The 17,172-nt window shown below is 59.6% G+C and carries 17 protein-coding genes; 10 read left to right on the top strand and 7 right to left on the bottom strand.

Annotated features, from left to right (window positions below; translation table 11 throughout):
- The first annotated feature begins 278 nt into the window (after positions 1-278).
- From tilS to rnpA, 3 genes are all read left to right on the top strand, one after another.
- Positions 279-1,466: a tRNA lysidine(34) synthetase TilS gene (gene tilS / locus K227x_RS20590; RefSeq protein ID WP_218933408.1), complete on the top strand. Its 1,188-nt coding sequence runs from the start codon at positions 279-281 to the stop codon at positions 1,464-1,466.
- A 128-nt stretch (positions 1,467-1,594) separates the two neighbouring features.
- Positions 1,595-2,569 carry a DnaJ C-terminal domain-containing protein gene (locus K227x_RS20585; protein ID WP_145172487.1) on the top strand — a complete coding sequence of 325 codons (975 nt, stop codon included), beginning with the start codon at positions 1,595-1,597 and terminating at the stop codon, positions 2,567-2,569.
- Positions 2,569-2,934 carry a ribonuclease P protein component gene (gene rnpA, locus K227x_RS20580; protein ID WP_145172485.1) on the top strand — a complete coding sequence of 122 codons (366 nt, stop codon included), beginning with the start codon at positions 2,569-2,571 and terminating at the stop codon, positions 2,932-2,934. The genes K227x_RS20585 and rnpA overlap by 1 nt, the downstream gene beginning before the upstream one ends.
- A gap of 104 nt (positions 2,935-3,038) precedes the next feature.
- Here rnpA and K227x_RS20575 read toward each other — a convergent pair whose 3' ends face one another.
- Genes K227x_RS20575 through K227x_RS30735 form a run of 4 tightly spaced genes read right to left on the bottom strand, consistent with a single transcriptional unit; the run spans position 3,039 to position 6,119 of the window.
- Positions 3,039-4,853, bottom strand: a complete 1,815-nt coding sequence (locus K227x_RS20575; RefSeq protein WP_145172483.1) for a sulfatase-like hydrolase/transferase — start codon at positions 4,851-4,853, stop codon at positions 3,039-3,041.
- Positions 4,854-4,868: 15 nt separating this feature from the next.
- Positions 4,869-5,555, bottom strand: coding sequence for a DUF2461 domain-containing protein (locus tag K227x_RS20570; RefSeq protein ID WP_145172481.1), 687 nt, complete (start codon positions 5,553-5,555; stop codon positions 4,869-4,871).
- Positions 5,552-5,917: a hypothetical protein gene (locus tag K227x_RS20565; RefSeq protein WP_246145999.1), complete on the bottom strand. Its 366-nt coding sequence runs from the start codon at positions 5,915-5,917 to the stop codon at positions 5,552-5,554. The genes K227x_RS20570 and K227x_RS20565 overlap by 4 nt, the downstream gene beginning before the upstream one ends.
- Before the next feature lie 4 nt (positions 5,918-5,921).
- On the bottom strand, positions 5,922-6,119 hold the full coding sequence (locus K227x_RS30735; RefSeq protein WP_218933407.1) for a hypothetical protein: 198 nt from the start codon (positions 6,117-6,119) through the stop codon (positions 5,922-5,924).
- Between K227x_RS30735 and tmk the strand changes: the two genes are divergently transcribed.
- The 5 genes from tmk to speA all read left to right on the top strand — a co-directional run bounded on the left by tmk (position 6,118) and on the right by speA (position 11,459).
- Positions 6,118-6,744, top strand: a complete 627-nt coding sequence (gene tmk / locus K227x_RS20560) for a dTMP kinase (RefSeq protein ID WP_145172479.1) — start codon at positions 6,118-6,120, stop codon at positions 6,742-6,744. The two genes, K227x_RS30735 and tmk, sit on opposite strands and share 2 nt — an antisense overlap.
- 402 nt (positions 6,745-7,146) lie before the next feature.
- Entirely contained in the window at positions 7,147-8,418 is a 1,272-nt protein-coding gene (locus tag K227x_RS20555; protein ID WP_145172477.1) for a hypothetical protein, read from the top strand.
- A 113-nt stretch (positions 8,419-8,531) separates the two neighbouring features.
- On the top strand, positions 8,532-8,630 hold the full coding sequence (locus tag K227x_RS31615; RefSeq protein WP_391540457.1) for a 50S ribosomal protein bL37: 99 nt from the start codon (positions 8,532-8,534) through the stop codon (positions 8,628-8,630).
- A gap of 30 nt (positions 8,631-8,660) precedes the next feature.
- Positions 8,661-9,194, top strand: coding sequence for a 3-hydroxyacyl-ACP dehydratase FabZ family protein (locus tag K227x_RS20545; protein WP_145172473.1), 534 nt, complete (start codon positions 8,661-8,663; stop codon positions 9,192-9,194).
- Between the two features lie 345 nt (positions 9,195-9,539).
- Positions 9,540-11,459, top strand: a complete 1,920-nt coding sequence (gene speA / locus K227x_RS20540) for a biosynthetic arginine decarboxylase (protein ID WP_145172471.1) — start codon at positions 9,540-9,542, stop codon at positions 11,457-11,459.
- A 121-nt stretch (positions 11,460-11,580) separates the two neighbouring features.
- On the opposite strand, the gene K227x_RS20535 is transcribed toward speA, so the two are convergent.
- The 3 genes from K227x_RS20535 to K227x_RS20525 all read right to left on the bottom strand — a co-directional run bounded on the left by K227x_RS20535 (position 11,581) and on the right by K227x_RS20525 (position 13,682).
- Positions 11,581-11,799, bottom strand: a complete 219-nt coding sequence (locus K227x_RS20535; RefSeq protein ID WP_145172469.1) for a hypothetical protein — start codon at positions 11,797-11,799, stop codon at positions 11,581-11,583.
- A 29-nt stretch (positions 11,800-11,828) separates the two neighbouring features.
- Entirely contained in the window at positions 11,829-12,257 is a 429-nt protein-coding gene (locus K227x_RS20530; RefSeq protein WP_145172467.1) for an HU family DNA-binding protein, read from the bottom strand.
- Positions 12,258-12,647: 390 nt separating this feature from the next.
- Positions 12,648-13,682, bottom strand: a complete 1,035-nt coding sequence (locus K227x_RS20525; RefSeq protein ID WP_218933406.1) for a DUF4272 domain-containing protein — start codon at positions 13,680-13,682, stop codon at positions 12,648-12,650.
- 179 nt (positions 13,683-13,861) lie between these two features.
- Here K227x_RS20525 and K227x_RS20520 point away from each other — a divergent pair, with 179 nt between their 5' ends.
- A complete protein-coding gene (locus tag K227x_RS20520; RefSeq protein WP_218933405.1) occupies positions 13,862-15,523 on the top strand; it encodes a hypothetical protein in 1,662 nt (553 codons plus the stop codon).
- A 248-nt stretch (positions 15,524-15,771) separates the two neighbouring features.
- A complete protein-coding gene (locus tag K227x_RS20515) occupies positions 15,772-17,154 on the top strand; it encodes a M48 family metalloprotease (protein ID WP_145172461.1) in 1,383 nt (460 codons plus the stop codon).
- Positions 17,155-17,172 lie beyond the last annotated feature (18 nt).

Below are 17,172 nucleotides of genomic sequence, written 5' to 3'. Positions count from 1 at the left end.
TTTCAATCGCATCGCCAACGTACAACGGCTGGTTCTGTTGTCCGGTGGGGGTGTTAATCTTGGGGATATCTACGTTCCCTCAGCCACGGATAATGGATCCTGCAGGCGGGGTTCCAAAGATTACCACCTCGCTACGCCCGGCGAAACAACGGGGATCTTAATAAGTCGTCTGCTGCCGCCGGGGTTGCCGATTGTGCTGCCTCGCCAGATCCTGCTGCGTTGCCTGGGGCCAGCCCAGCATCCGCCCCATCGCCCGTTCCAGTTCCCCGGATGATTTCGTGCCCAACGCGTCCCTGATTCGTTCGATTCATGCATCCTGGCCCCCGGCACGCTGGGCCGACGTCGGAGTGGTGGTGGGGTGCAGCGGCGGGGCGGACAGCGTGGCACTGTTGTGTTCGCTGGCCCAGATCGCAGCATCGGTCGGCGGACCGCCCGGGCATTCGGTCGCTTGGGGGGATCGGGCGCGGGCGGAGCTTCCGGATTCGACGCGAAGTGGTTCAGCGACTAGTGGTTCCGTACCCGGCGGATCCGTCCCCAGTGGTTCCGTTGGCAACCAGTCCGGCGGAGCTCGCGGGTTCCTGATCGCCGCCCACTTCAACCATGGTCTGCGGGGGGATCAATCCGATCGTGATGAGCAGTCGGTTCGTGAACTGGCCGGTCGTCTGGGGGTCGACTTCATCGCCGGCCGATCCCCAGGCGTTGCCGCCCCAAGCGTTTCTGCGGGATTGGGCGACTGTGCGACCCTGGCTGCTGATGACCGTCCGGCCCAGCTGATCTCTGACGAAGCCAGCCTACGGGCGGTGCGGATTGATTTTCTGACGCGGACAGCCAAACAGGCCGGTGCGCGCTACATCGCGCTGGGGCATTCGGCCGACGACAACGTCGAAACGGTGCTGCATCACTTGATGCGAGGCACGGGGCCGACGGGATTGGCGGGGATTCCTCCGTTTCGCAGTGTTGGCGACGACCTGGTGATTGCTCGCCCCCTGATCGAAGTCGACCGCCAATCGATCCGGGATGCACTGCGAGCGATGGGGCAGTCATGGCGGGAAGATGCATCGAACCAAAACAGTGATTACCAGCGAAATTGGATTCGAAATGAACTGATCCCGCTGGTCCGTACCCGGTATCCGGCTGCCGACAAGGCGATCGGGCGCGCCATAGAAGCACAGCGTGATTGGCGACGATTGGTCGAATCGCTGGCCGATCGCTGGCTGGAACAACATTTTTCCGGGGGGCCAGCGGTGGTGATCGAAGCGGATAGCCAGACGGATGCGGCCGTCGTGACCGCAGCTCTGCAACGGCTATGGGACCGCCAAGGATGGGCCCGCGGGCCGATGAAAAGGGCCCACTGGGTTCGTCTGGCCGAAACGGTCGCCGGCCGTGAAAGCCAGCGGTTTGTGCTGCCCGGCCAGGTCGAAGTCCAGCCCGGCAACCCCATCCGGATCGCCCGGACGCAAGCGTGATCTCCCCATCTTCGGACGGACTGGTTCGCGGTTTGCTCAGGCTATCCTTCCAATGCTGAATCTGCCAACTTGGCGGTCGGCAATCCTGTGCACTTCCGTCTCCCCTAGATCCCCAGACGCTCAACTCCGTGGCCGAAGATCTTTATCAAACCTTGGGTGTTTCTCGCACCGCGACGAAGGACGAAATCAAAAAAGCTCATCGCAAGCTAGCCGTTAAGCATCATCCGGACCAAAACCCGGACGATAAGAAGGCTCACGAGGCGTTTAAACGCATCCAAGAAGCTTACGACGTGCTCAGCGATGACGAAAAGCGCGCCGCCTATGACCGGTATGGCGCCGATTTCGAAAAAATACGCGGCACCGGATATCAGCCCGGATCGGGCGGTTCGGCCGGTTTCGAAGGTCTGGATATGGAGCAGATTTTCGGCAACCGCGGACGTGGCGGTGGTGGCGACGCCCAGTTCAACGGTTTTTCAGACTTTTTCGAACAGATGATGGGCGGCGGAGCGGGGCCACAACGAGGTCCCCAACGCGGCGCCCCTCGACAGGTTGCCCCACAGCCCGGTGCGACCATCCGGCACGAACTTGATCTGCCGCTGGAAGTCGCTGTCCGCGGTGGAAAGACCGAGTTCTATCTCCAGACGGGCGAATCGAACGAAAAAATCGCTGTGACGATTCCGCCTGGCGTGGAAACCGGTTCGAAAATCCGGCTGCGCGAGCGTGGCGGGCCGTCGCCAAACGGCGGACCTACCGGTGACCTGATCCTGCTGATCAAGGTCATGGACCACCCACATTTCCGTCGCAAAGGGCGAAATCTAGAAGTCGATGTGCCGGTCTCGGTCGCCGAAGCCGTGTTGGGGGCCAAGGTCGATGTTCCCACGCCCAGCGGGACGGTGGCAGTCACGATTCCAGCCGGCACCAGCAGCGGACGTCGATTGCGATTGAAGGGACTAGGCGTCAAGAACCGTGACGATTCGGTCGGTGACCTGTTTGTTGTGGTCCAGATCGAGGTTCCTGAATCGATCGACGATGAATCGAAAAAGCTGATCGAAGAATTTGCCGAGCGGAATCCGATGGTGTTGCGCGAAGATCTTTCGTTCTGATGACGATTCGCTACACCTTCGGCAAGCAACAGCGAGTGCGAAAGCCGGCCGAATTCACGCTCGCCCTACGGCGTGGTTCATGCGCGGCCGACGGCGTGTTGGTGCTGTTTGCGATTCAGTCGTCCGAAGGTTCCCCGCCGCGTTTGGGAGTCACCATCCCCAAGAAGACAGGCAACGCGGTCGCGCGGAATCGGTGGAAGCGTTGGATCCGCGAATCGTTTCGCCTGCAGCAGGACAAACTGCCGACCGGACATGACTTCGTCGTCCGTCCGAAAAAAGACGCCAAGCCAAGTTGGGCTGAAATCAAAAAGTCCGTCCCGCGATTGGCCACCAAAGCCGTCAAGCGAATCGGCCAACCCAAGTAGAGTGCGCACGACTGTCTGTCGTGGACGGTTCGTGGGTTGTTGGTTGGATCCGGCTGAAGCCGGTACTACGAACGGTGGGGATGGGGGACGCTGCTGTTAGCGATTCATTTTGGGAAGCGCGACTTTAGCCAGTCGGACCATGCGTTGCCCTGGCCTTCGAACTTGGCGTCGGTCAACGATACGTTTGCTCTGGTATCCATCGATGCATCGCCTTGGATCACCGCGACTTCGTCGTCGAAATAGTTGCGTGTCACCAGCACTCGCTCTCGTAGGGATTGGTTCGATGCGTCTTGCAAGGCGATGCCGTCCATCGCAGACGGGTTGTTGACCGTGATCCCACAGGCCTGCAGTACGGTGGGCAGGATGTCGGCGTGCATCGTGGGGGCATCGATGATTCGCGGGCTTGCGGTGGGGATGCGAATGATGGCGGGCGTCATGTTCTGCTGTGGCGATAGCCGAGTGCCGTGACCGATCGTGCCGTCTTCCAAAAATGCTTCGCCATGGTCACCGGTGACCACGATCACGCACTCGTCGGCGCCCACGCGGTCGGTCGCGATTGCGCCGATGAAACGATCGACGGTGACGGCCGCATTGCGATAGCGATTCCAGACTTCCAAGCGATCTCGCGGTGGGTACGGAATCGGGAAGCGATCGTCGGCGGCTGGTGAGAAGTGTCGGTCCTCGGGGTAGCTGTCGAAGGTCGCATGCGTGGCGTAGAGGTACAGCAGTGCCAGCCGGGGGCGGCGTGGCGACTGTGGGTCACGCCGCAGGAACTCCGACGCTCGTATCGTCGCTTGCCGGTCCGAGGCCAAAGAGTCGTGTGGCTGGGTTTCGAATCGATCGTAGTGTTGGCTGTCGATGTAGCCGTCCATCCGGAACGTGCGCCAGTCATCGTGTCCGGCAAAGAAACCGACTTCGTAACCCGCCAACCGGAACAGCCGATTCAGTGGCGGGGTGAAACGCACCGGACGAGAGTGCCAGATCGCCTCCAGCCCGCTGACCAAGCTGAACATGCCGTGGTTGGTCGCATTGCCGCCGCTGAAATGTTGACGACACCAAATCCCCTGCTGTGCCAGCTGCCAAAGGTGAGGTGTGCCATCGGCGGATACCAGTTCGGGTCGAAATGATTCGGCCACGATGATCAACACGTCGGGACAGTCGGCTCCGGTGCAACTGGATGTCGTTGAAAGGATCCGCTGTTGGATTTCACGCCGCTGGATGGCGGATGACATGCGCTGGGTGTCGGCATCAGATGTGGGGACATCGAGATGGGGTGTGGGCGGATTGCTGGCGGTGGTTTGCGGTCGCCGCGGAGCATCCGATTCGATGCTGCGGATTCGCAGCGACACCAACGGGCTGCTGCGGCCGGCAAGTTCGGCGGGCGGGATTCCGATCCCCACCACGCACCATGCGATCGCCGTCGCCGTCCCGGCGGTCCAGCCAACCGTCCGCGGTGGCCACCTGGCATCGACGCGTTTAGCGACGTATCGATCGACCCACACCGCCAACGCAATCCAAGCGGCGTACCAACCGCCCAGGCTAGCGATCCCCCATGCGATGTTTGGCGACAGGTAACCGATCAGCCCGTCACGCAGGTCGGTCGCCACGTGGCCCATCGCGCTGGACCATAGATGATGACCCGTCCATCGCCACAGAAAGGTGTCGGTGATCCAAAGCATCGGCGCTAGGCCGCAGAGCAGTGCGCCGAACCGCAGCATCCACACGCCGCCGTAGCAGCCGAGCCATGCGATTGGCATCAACAGGGCGATCGACTCGATCGCCACAGCGGTGATGTGCCCAGCCGAAGTCTGGGGCCACAATCCCATGGCCGATACACCCACCATCATTGTCATGGTGATGGATGCGGCAACGGCCAAACAGAACAGTCGAGTCTCGCGGTGTGTGGATGGCGCTGTCATTCGTTGATCGCCACCTCAGTAGGGAACACCGACGGCATCACACAGGAACGTCATCCATGGTTTGGCATTTTTGATCTTGTCGATGATGGCCGCGACCGCATCGGGGCCGGTCATCTGTTCCTCGGTCAACGGCGCAACCCCCATGAAATCCTTGCGACGAAGATCTTCGATCATCGGGTGGTCTTTGGGGTAATCGCGCGGAGCCGTTTTCAGGCTGGAACCGACCAAGGTGAAGGATTCCCGGAATCGTTTTTGGTCACGTGCGCGGATCCAATCTTTCGGGGATTCGTCGATCGCCGCACGAATCGCAGCCAATTGGTTCGACGGTGGTTGCCAGAGCCCGGCGCCCAAAAAACAGTCGCCTGGGGCCAGGTTCAGATAGATGCCCGGCGAATGAATATTGGAATCGGCTTGGTGTCGAATCGAGATGCCGACGTTGACCTTGTAGGGCGTCTTGTCTTTGCTGAAACGTGTGTCGCGGTAGATCCGCATCACCGATCCGCCATGCCCCTTGGCGATGACGCCAAGCATTGGGGCGGCCGACGCCAGTGGCTTTTCGAGCCTTCGCACCAATTCGATCGCCGGCTGGCGAACGTCTTGTTCATAGCGAGGTTTGTTTTCGTTGAACCACTCGCGATTGTTGTTGCGACGCAGGGCACGCAAAAACTTGAATAGCTTCGCAGACAGGATCGGATCGGTCATTCGTCGCGGGCGGGTTCAGATGGAAGCGGACCAGGCTGGGAATCGTCCGAATCGTCTGGGGGCGTCGATTCGATGGTTTCAAAACGGCTGCGGTACAGCCAGCGTTCCCAGAATCTTGGTTTGCGAAGTCGCAGGTCGTCGGCGTCGACGGTGTGTCGTTTTCCTCGCCGCGTCCGCAGGCGGATTTGATTCTGATCCAGAATTTCGTCGACGACCCAAAACTTGTCGACCATGTAGTGATACATCTCGCCGCCCGATGCGGGCCGGACATCGATCGCGCGCTCGCCAGGCGACTTACTGGATTTTTGTTTCCGGTAAATCACCCAATCGCCGGGACTTAGCTTGCGAACATCCATGATCATGATCTTACCGCTGCGTGAGTGCGAAATGGGAAGGCGTCGACTCCTTGCGGTTCGGATTCTGCGCTTTGTGGGGCAAATGGACAAGCGTTTCGAAGCCGAAATGATCAAACGTCACACGATTGGTCGATATTCGACCCCATCGACGCACTTCAATGGTCGGCCGCCTTTTAAAGTCAGCATCCAGGCGATAACTTTCGGCCATGACAGTCCCCATTCTAATATCGCTTGATGGCATCGACGGAGTCGGCAAATCGACTCAAATCCTTCGCTTGGCCGACCACCTGGGTCGACTCGGCCACGACGTCTTGTGCGTTCGTGATCCGGGCACCACTGATGTGGGCACCCGGCTGCGCGAACTGTTGCTGGACAGCGATTTGACGATGCATCGTCGCACCGAAGCGATGCTGTTCCTGGCCAGTCGCTGCGAGATGATCGAGACGGTGATCGCGCCGGCGATGGCAGCCGGAAAGACAGTGATCTCGGATCGGTTCTTGCTGTCCACAGTTGTCTACCAGAGCGTCGGTGGGGAAGTGTCCCCACAGCAATTGTGGGATCTGGGACGACTGGCCAACGGGGCGGTGGCCGCGGACATGACGATCCTATTGGACATGCCAGCGGTTGATTCGATGGCGCGGATCCAGGGGCCTGCGGACCGGATGGAATCACGCGGGGTGGACTATATGGAATCGGTCCGGCAAGCATTCCTGGACCAATTGCCGCATGCGTCGGGCACCACGGCAGTCGTCGACGCCGGCCAAGGCCCCGATCAAGTGGCTGACCAAATCCAGATCGCCATGGACGATTTTCTGGCGTCCCGCGTCGAATAAGTCAGCCCACCTCGGTTTTACGAGCAAAGGCGTCCGAATCGGTTCAGGCGGGGGGGCCTGCGTCATTCGCATTCATGCCAGCCGCGACCGAGCTTGTGCGAACGGGAACTCCGCAATCCGGTAAGCGGCAATTCAGTAAACGGCGATCCGGTAAATGGCGGTCCGGTAAACCGCAATCCGGTTTCACGTTCATGGGTTTCATGCAGCCCGGGCGGGGCATCGGGCGTCTTCGGGCGATCAGGCCCATGGATTTGGCTTCGATTGCGTCCGGATTCGGGTATCGGCCGACGGCGGCAATCTCTTAGACTCCCGCAGCCCCAACTGAAATCGACGTTTCCTGCGCGGAATGATTCCGGCAGATCGATTTCGGAAGATCGGATCGCGTTTGAGGAGTACATCGGCATGGAAGCCGACTCGAGACTGCGTCGCGCATGCGTCACGCTGGCCACCGGAATTGCCGGAATGATGGTTGGATTGACGATCACTGCCGCCAGCGCTGCGAACTATCGCACTCAGAATTTCTTGATCCAAGCCCCCGATGCGGCTTTGGCCAAGACGGTTGGCGACGCCGCCGAACGTTATCGCAACGATTTAGCGACCTATTGGCTGGGCCGACCGTTGCCAGCATGGCCGACGCCCTGTCCGGTCCGCGTGGTCGCCGGTTCCAATTTGGCTGCCCAAGGGGTCACGACCTACAACCGAGCCCCGGTCCGCGACTTTCAAATGGAAGTCATCGGGACTCCCGAGCGAATTCTGGACAGCGTGTTGCCGCATGAAGTCACCCACACGATCTTGGCGACTCACTTCGGGCGGCCCCTGCCACGCTGGGCTGACGAAGGCATTTGCACGACGGTCGAACACGAATCCGAAAAAAACAAACACGAAGCCAAGCTGCGGGAATTTCTGAAGACCCGCCGTGGCATCGCAATGAACCAACTATTCCTGTTGACGGAATACCCCAACGACGTGCTGCCGATGTACGCCCAGGGATATTCGGTATGCCGATTTTTGATCGAACAGCAGGACGCACCGACGTTCATCGCGTTCCTAACGGATTACATGCGTCATCCGTCGTGGACTGACAACATCAAGAAACATTACGGATACGAATCGCTGGGCGAACTGCAACAGTACTGGTTGTCTTGGGTTTCCGACGGCAGTGGGCCTGTGGCTCGATACGCCAAGATCGACCGATCCGGTGGGAACGCCCAGGCTGGCTACAATGCCGTCGCCGGCAACAACGGCCCAACTGGCCGCCCCGCCACCCGAAACGCTCAGGCCGGTTTCAACGCGGCGGCGACTGAGCCATCATCGCTGGCACTGAACTCTGCCGCGAATCCGGCTGCCGGCCCAGTCGGGGCAGGTCCAGCCACCCGATTGATCGCTCCGGCCAATCCATCGGCCAGCCGGCCTAGTCCTGCGACTGCTTTGGCCAGCACGTCATCGGACGGTTGGTATCAGCGAAAACGGCAGGAAGCGGTCACCAGCGACCCCCAACTAGCGGCGGCTCCGACGATCGCCAACCCGATGGTTCCACCCTCGGTACGCAACAGCGGCCGCTACAAAACGGCTCAACCTCAGCCCGAAGTCCAGCTGTCGCGAGGCGGTGACCCAGTCCCGAATGATCGGGGTGGTTGGTCGACTTGGGCCGACGGTTCACCACGATATCGGTAGCCCAACCCGGATTCTGACCTGGAAGGCTACCCGTGCAGCGTGAAAGCTGCTATTTTCTCGAGCTTCTACAACTCACTTCCTATCATCTTTTTAGACAGACGGTTCAATCAGCGATGGCTAAACCCAAGCATAAGCTTAAGAAAGCTAACCACGGTCAACGCCCGGCCAACGCCAAGGCTCGCAAAGCAAAACGTCGTAAGATCAAGACTTAATCCTTAGGTTTACGAGAAACGGGCGGCCCGGTGAGCAGCAAATTTATCATCGATCTTGACCTGCTGGACGTCAATCAACCGATCGCAGACATCGAAGCGATCCGAGAATTGAATCCGCAGCGGCACGAGATGGAACAATTGACGGCTATCCTTTACGAGGATACCGATAAGAAGGCCTGCGCGGCTCTCAAGAAGATCACCGAAGACGAATTCTGGTGTCGCGGCCACATGCCCGGCATGCCGCTGATGCCCGGCGTCATCATGTTGGAGGCTGTCGCACAGCTGTCCAGCTATTTCACTCAAAAACACGACCTGCTGGGTGCCGATATGGTCGGCTTTGGCGGCGTCGATGATGTCCGCTTTCGCGGCTTAGTGACCCCCGGTGACGATCTGATCCTGATGGTCCACCTGCTGAAATCTCGGCGTGGCCGCATGTGCATCGCCGCTTTCCAAGGCGTCGTCAACGGCAACCTGGTTCTAGAAGGCCGACTGCGAGGGATTCCGATCCCGATCAGCGCTGTCGAAGAACAATTGGCTCGTCGTAACTCGACATCCGGTTCCTGATCAGCGTCCATTGGGACGTTGTTTCGGTGCAGAACGCTTCGGTTGCAACTGGATCCACTGGCGCACTGCATGGGTTGTCCCCCCCTGCGCTCGCGGCTCAGGTGCTGGCCCCCTGCGTCAGTGCATCATTCTTTTCCGGACCACATTCGCTGGTGCCTAGTTGATTGGCGATCGATTGTCCCGTGCGGGTACAATGTCCGGCATCACGCCGCCTTGTAATGTTGGCCCGTGGTCGGATAATCCGCGTTCGCCCACGCGGGGCGAAGGCGGCTCGCTGGCAAAGCTTTTTTTTGGCGACGTTCGGCCCTGTTCAATCTATACGCTTCCCCCAGGGAACCACGCTGAATGAGTGATGCCGCCAAGACGGAGTGGTCGGTCGAAGATACCGCCGCACTGTACGATATCGCGCGTTGGAGCGACGACTATTTTCATATCTCGGATGCTGGCACTTTGATGGTGTCGCCCGGTCGCGATCCGTCCAATTCGATCGATGTCAAAGAACTGGTCGATCGGTTGGACCAGCGTGGTCTGGATTTGCCGATTTTGATTCGATTCAACGGTATCTTGGCTGACCGATTGAAGCGGATGAACGATTGTTTTGCTGCTGCGATCAACGAACACGGTTACCAGAACGGATATCGGTGCGTTTTTCCGATCAAGGTCAACCAGCAACGCGACGTCGTTCAGCAGGTGATCGCGCACGGCCGCCAGTACGGATTTGGCGTCGAAGCGGGCAGCAAGCCTGAACTGTTGGCGGTCGTCGCAATGACCGATCCCGACATGCCCATCATCTGCAATGGATTCAAAGATGATGAATTCATCCACATGGCGCTACTGGCCCAGCGGATGGGGCGAACGGTGATTCCGGTGGTCGAAAAGGTCAGCGAACTGGATTTGATCCTCAAGCACGCTGAACTTTTGGGGGTCCGTCCATCGATCGGAATGCGGGTCAAATTGGCGACTCGCGGTACCGGACGCTGGCAAGCCAGTGGTGGTTATCGCAGCAAATTTGGGCTGACGGTCGCCGAGATCATGGCTCAATTGGACCGGCTGAACGAACGTGGCATGGGGGACTGTTTCCAGTTGCTGCATTTTCACGTGGGCAGCCAGATCGGCAATATTCGGCAGTTGAAGTCGGCGATTCTTGAGGCGTCGCGGATTTACGTGGATCTGCATCGCCGCGGCGCGGGGCTTCAATACCTAGATGTCGGCGGCGGCCTGGGCGTCGATTACGACGGATCGCAAACGGACACCGAATCCAGCATGAATTACACGGTGCAGGAATACGCCAACGACGTCGTTTATCACGTCCAAACGGTGTGTGACGAAGCCAGTGTGCCGCACCCTACGTTGGTGTCTGAAAGCGGTCGGTCGATCGCGGCCCAGCACAGCATGTTGGTGATGGATGTGTTGGGCGTGACCGCGCAAGGCAAGGTCCAGAGCGAACCGATCGAATTGCCCGAAAGCTACGAGCAGCCGGTTCACGATTTGTGGATGTCGCACATCAGTTTGAACGCCAGCAATATCCAAGAGGTCTTTCACGACGCACAGGTGTCGCTAGACCTTTGCATGAATCTGTTCAGCGGCGGCTACCTGCCGTTGGAACAGCGTGTGGCTGCCGAAAATCTGTACTTCGCCATCTGCCACGGGATTCAGGAAATCGGTGCTTCGCTGGGCGAATTGCCCGAGGAACTGCGTCACCTGGACCGGATGCTTTCGGATATCTATTTCGCCAACTTCTCGTTGTTTCAGTCGATGCCCGATTCCTGGGCGATCGACCAACTGTTTCCGATCATGCCGATTCACCGCTTGGGTGAACGGCCGACCCGGCACGCCGTTTTGGGGGACATCACCTGTGACAGCGACGGCAAGGTGGACGGTTTCATCTGTGGCGGAAAGCGACGTCGTACGCTGATGCTGCACGAACACCGGACCGGCGAACCCTATCAGTTGGCGGTGATGATGGTCGGCGCCTATCAAGAAATTTTGGGCGACCTGCACAACCTCTTTGGCGATACGCACGCGGTTCACGTCGATGTCGTCGACGGCAGCGTGAAGGTGCAATCGATCGTCAAGGGCGACACGGTGCAAGAAGTGCTCGGGTACGTCCAGTACGAGGCGCGCGAGCTGATCGACAAACTGCAGGAGGCCGTCGAAGACGCGCTGCAGCGAGGCGTCCTGAATAATGAACAGGCCGGCGCAACAGTGTCGTTTTACGAGAAATCGCTAGGCCACTACACCTATCTGTCCACGCGGAAGGTTTAGCCCACCGCAGGCGATTGGTGAATCGGAACCACGTCCGCAGATGCGGGCGTTTGGGATTCGCAGGTTGCCGTCGTATCACGCCGAGGCGGGATACGGATGACTTCAAACGGGCGTGGCAGTCCTACAGAATGCCGCCGTGCGTCCGAATCGGTGTCATGTGACTAGGCGCGTCCAGGAACCAGAAACGTTCCCATTCGTCGACCAGCGATCGCATATCTTCCGATGTGTAAAGCAACTGTTGAACGCGGCGTTCAGGGCGGGCCGAATAGATCGGCACAAAGCATCCGACCGTGGTCGTCAAACAGGCGGCAAGCAGCGTCAATTGAAACAGGCGTCGCATCGATCGTTCCTCCGTGAACGGTTCGCTTCTCAGTCATTATCCCAACGGCCGCTGGGGCCATCGGGAGGCGACGCCGGGCCGCTTGAGCGACCCGAATCGTCGGATGAATTCTTCGGTTGGGTTGGGTTGATGTCAGCCGGGGGCGTCGAACTGTCGGCGACACGGCGAGCTTCCGCCGCGTCTAGTTCTCTGACCTTTGCTTCCATCGATTTGCCCGGCTTGAACGTGACAACGTGCTTGCGTGGCACATCGACCTGTTCGCCGGTTCGGGGGTTGCGAGCCTTTCGCGCCGCTCGAGGTTTGACCTCGAAAACGCCAAAGTTACGCAGTTCAATCCGTTGCTCTCGTACCAAGGACTCGATGATCGCGTCAAAGGTCTTCTGAACAATTTCCTTCGTTTGTTGCTGGGTCAGCCCAACCTCTTCCGAGATCGTTCGCACGATGTCTTTTTTGGTCACTCTGACTCCCTACGGTGCTGGCATTGGCTGCCAGTCGATCGTTGTAAACCCTTTGCCACTTTCAACTTAACACTGTGCTGAGTCTAAGTGGGCGTTTCCGGATCGTCAAGATCGCTGGGCCGGGCCCGCGCCGACATTCGTGAACCCATCACCGCCTGGCTATGGCTTGCGGTTTCTGGGCCACACCGTCGTTATCGTCCCGCACAACCGTCAACCTTAAGTCAATCGGAACAATCCGTGCAATTGAATCACGATTATCGATCGGGACAGCAGAATTGGCCTCCGAAACACCTTTTTTGGGGAGGGGCAGTCTGGCCGCCTAGGCTACGACGGGGGGGGGCAGAGGGCAAAGCCTGTGTTGCGAAGGTTGCTTCTGTTTTGCGGCGATTTTTAGGTTGGTGTATCGATATCGTCCCAGACGGCGCCGCCGAACTGGACCAGCCAATTCAGTGCGTGTTGACGCTCGCTCAGCACGCCCCCGTCGATGCCGGCGGGGACCTCGTGTTGTTGGATCGTTGCGTTTCTTGCGATCCACAGCAGGTGTTGGTTCATTTCCAACGCGTCCAGAATCTGGCTGACCGGGCGTAATCGAGCCGAGGTGACGATTTCGCGGTCCGGGCGTGACACCATGATTTCGGCCACTTTAGGGACGTCGCAGATCTCGTTGGCAAACGTTAGTTCGCTATGCAGCCCCAGCGCCCACTGCAGCGTGTACAGAGCTTCGTATCGCCAGGCGAAGTTGAAAATCGACTGTTCGTCCGGCGGATACGTTTCCATGAACTTGCGTTCGGCGGGGCTGAGGGCTTCGAATGCCATCGGCGATTTGGCTTTCAGCTGGTCGTAGGAGATCGGTTTTCCCGTCGCCAGCGATTCGGCCCGGACCGCGGTGATGAAGACCGCCAACGTCCGCCATCCGACCTCGTCGTCCGGACGCAGGATCACTTCGCCTTCGCCAAAGACGGGCGGAAGTTCGCTGGTCGTGTCGATTCCCATCGCCGCCAACGCCTCGCGGACCTCGCCGGATCGGGCGATCGCGTCAATCGGATAGGGGACCGTCGCGTTTCCTTCGGCCTCGCCAGTGTCGCCGTGCACCAGGATTCGCCCGGCAGGGTCGCGAAACGAATCGTCCGACATCTTCACGATGACATTGGATTCCCAGCCCCAAACGGCCAATGGGTCCATCGCGTCGGGATCCACCTGCAGCCGGTAGTGGTGTTTGGTTCTTTCCAGGTGCCGCATCACGCCGTACAGCGGAGGCGACATCTCTCGCCGGCCGCCGTCACACGCGATCCCCATCATTTCGCCCAAATGTGTCACCAGTTCGGCATCCCCGAATTGGCGATGGAGTATCAATTCATGCTCGAATTCGATCTCGGGTGGCTCGCGAAGGGTGCTGTACAGATTGACGATCATTGCGGCAAACACAGAGGAATCGGAAGGGATGGAGCGGTCGATTCGGCAAGTCACCTGAATTCGCCGATTGACGCGCTGTTGAGTATCGGGCCGAGAGGATAAAATATCAACTTCGCGGCTGATGTCGCCGCCGGGTACGCTGGTTGTCCCGCATTCGCTTTTTTCTTCTCCATCCCGACACGTCCGCCGCCATGCCGTTTGCCCTTCAATGCCCGCGATGCCAAGGATCGGTTTCGGTTGCCGACGACGCGGTTGGCAGCCGGGTAACCTGCCCGCATTGCGAGAAACCTTTCTTGGCGCCCGGTGTGGCCGCGGCAGCCGATGACGATGACGACTGGCTGAAACTGGACAATGATCCGTTACCGCCCACCGCAGGGGCCCCAACGAAGACGACAAAAAATTCGCCGCTGTCCGGTCAGGCATCGCCGCCAGCGGGGAGATCCGGTGGATCTAGCCCGCCGTATTCCGGCAAGCCCTCCGCCAGCGGTTCGCAGGGGTCGCTGCCCTTTGACGACGTCGATTTTGATGCGGTTGATATCGGTGACTTGAAGTTGCCCGTCGGGTTCAAGGGTACCCCCTCGAAACCCGGTGCCTCCACGAAGCCCGGTACCCCCACGAAGCCCGGTACCCCCACGAAGCCCGAACTGGACGACGACGCTCTGCTGGCACAGTTCTCTGGCGATGCGTTCACCGACGAAGTCGAATCTGTTCCGCCGCCGATCAGCCAGTTCCCTGGATCCCAAACACCTCGTGCGAAGGCACCCGCACCTGGATCGCAATCATCACCGGCGGCCCAGCCGCCCAATGCACCCGTCGCCGCTCCCACGCACGCGACCGAATACCGTGTGACGTGCAAAACTTGTGGTTCGACGACTTACGCCAAGGCATCTCAAGCCGGCAAATCGGTGAAGTGTCCGGATTGTCATTCGGCGATCATCATCCCGCCGCCGCCCAAACTTCGCCCCAAGACCGAAATCAAATTGGACGAAGCGGCTTCGTTCAAGTTCGAAGAGAACGGGCTGGCCGATCGACGTCCCGATCCGTACACCAAGTCGGCAGCCGCTTACATGGAAGAGGCTTCGCGAGAAGAAGTCGCTAGCCCGCCGACCACTTACGATGACGTGCCCGACATCAAGGAATGGTTCAAGGACGTGTTTGGGATCTTCACCGATCCCGGTGTGGTGATGCACTGGATCGCGTTGTCCGTGATTGCCGGTGTGCCCACGTTCGCAGCGTTGTCGATGGAACATTCGATCCTGCGTTTAGGATTGATGGTCGGTGGAGTGATCATTGGTGGCATCGTGGTCAGTTGCGGCTTTGCGATTCTGCAGTCGGTCGCCAACCAGGAAGACCATGTCAGCGAGTGGCCAGTGTTTGACCCCTTCGGTTGGTTGGGGCAATTGTTCGTTGCCGTGGCCGCCGCCGCGGTGGCCGTGATTCCGGTCTGGATGCTGTGTTCGATTGTCTTCGGCCAAAGTCTGATCAGCGTGGCGATCACGATGTTCGGGGTCTACGCGATGTTCCCTTTCGTGTTGCTTTCGATGTTGGACATGGGCAGCCCGTTTGTGCCGATTTCCGCCGAAGTGGCTCGGAGCGTGACGAAGTGCCAGGAAGCGTGGGGCGGATTCTATTTCAGCAGCGGACTGCTGTTCTTCTGCCTGTTCCTGCTGATCGCCATGCTGTCGACGATGGCCGCGCCCCTGGCAGCCGTGATCTCGATCGTGGCCGTGATCGGCATCGCGTTCACCTATTTTGCGATGATCGGCCGGTTGGCGTTTTCGATCGGCCAGGCGGTCAACGAGCCGCCGATGCACAACGACATCGATCGCACTCGCAAAACGGATTCCGTCTGATCGGGGTCCGCCTGCGTGCATTCCGCCTACTTAGCCATGGCCGATCAGGCGAAGGTTTCAACGGGGGCGGAACCGTCGGTTTGCGGCCAGCGGATTGGGTGGTTTGGGTGGCGAATTCCTACAACCGTTACAAAGTGAACTCGTTTTCCTCGGGTTCGGTTCCCTGGGGCTGAAAATCACGCCGCTTCTCAGACCGGCACTATATTGAACGCTCGCACTCCGTTCGCACATCCGCCGAGGCTGTTTCTGTGCATCTGTACTTTTTTCTGGTCGTGATCGTTTCGCTCAGCTGTGGTTCGCTCCCGCAGGGTGATGTCGATCCGGTCGCCGCGGGACTCGCCACGGCCGCCATGGTGACCGCCTGGGTTATCCTCAGCCACGTGGCCGCGCGAACGGTCGCGTTGTACGTACGCGATGAAAAATTGCAGCCCCTGGCGGGTGCCGAGTGGCTGGAGAAACAGTTGGCCGCGTTCCGTTGGATCGGCTTGGCCGTGACGGTCTTGTGCCTGGCTGGATTCGGCTTGGCCCGGTCCACTGATGAGATTCCGTTTGTTGCCGATTCGATGTTCCTGCAGGCGATCTTGTTGATGCTGCCCGGTATCGCAATCACGGCCGGTACCTGGTCCGCCGAACATCGCTATGGCGTTTTGTTGTCGTACACGGGCGCCGGCATTGGCAATCATGTCCGATCGGTCTGGCAATCGTTTCGTGGCGGGATGGCTTGGTTGGTCGCGCCGGTATTGCTGCTGTTGGGGCTGTCCGATTTGATCGCTCTGCTGCCGATCAGCACGACGGCTGCGAACGTCACGACCGTGATCACGATCGTCAGCTTTGTGTTGCTGGGGCTGCCATGGATGATTCGTCACCTGTTCAAGACCGGCCCCTTGGATCCGGCTGCCGCGACCTGGGTCAACCAATTGATGTTTTCGGCGGGAGCCCGACGAACCCGTGCGGTCCGCTGGAATACCGCTGGCACGACCTTCAACGCCATGATCGCCGGTTTTGTTCCGCCGCTGCGGACACTGTTGCTGTCCGACCGTTTGGTGGACGAGTTGCCGCGGCCGCAAATCGCGATGGTTGTGTTGCACGAAGCGGCGCACCTGCGCCGCCGCCATGTGCCGATGCGGATGTTGGCCGTGTTGCCGGCGTGGGGAGCAGGAGCCCTGATTTCTAGGATTGCCGGGGAACAGTCATGGAGTCTGGCGGCCGGCAGCGTGGTCGGAATCCTGTTGACGATGTTGATCTTGCGAATCGTAGCCTATCGAACCGAGTTCGATGCCGATGTTCAAGCGTGCCGGATGGCTGCGGCCATCAGCCAGGGGCAATCGCCCGTCGAAGATGTCCCGGCGACTTACGACGAGGCGGCCGATGCGCTGGCCGCGGCGCTGATGCGAGTCACCTTCGATCACCCGGCCAACCGCAAACCCACCTGGCTGCATCCGGGCGTGATGGAACGGATCGATTGGATGAAAAGCCAATCGGAGACCGCTCCCACGACATCCGCTCTCTCGGATCGCGATCCCATCACCAGTGCTGGGCGAACGAGTGAGGGGCCGATCATCCATTCGATCAACGCCGCCTCACGTCATGCCAATCCCCACAGCAACGGATCGCTGATCGATCCTGTCTAGCAAGTCGGCGATGGCGGC

The sequence above is a fragment of the Rubripirellula lacrimiformis genome (genome assembly GCF_007741535.1).
GTDB lineage: Bacteria > Planctomycetota > Planctomycetia > Pirellulales > Pirellulaceae > Rubripirellula > Rubripirellula lacrimiformis.
The sequence above is the reverse complement of the archived record's forward strand: the minus strand, read 5'-3'. Positions and strand labels throughout refer to the sequence as shown.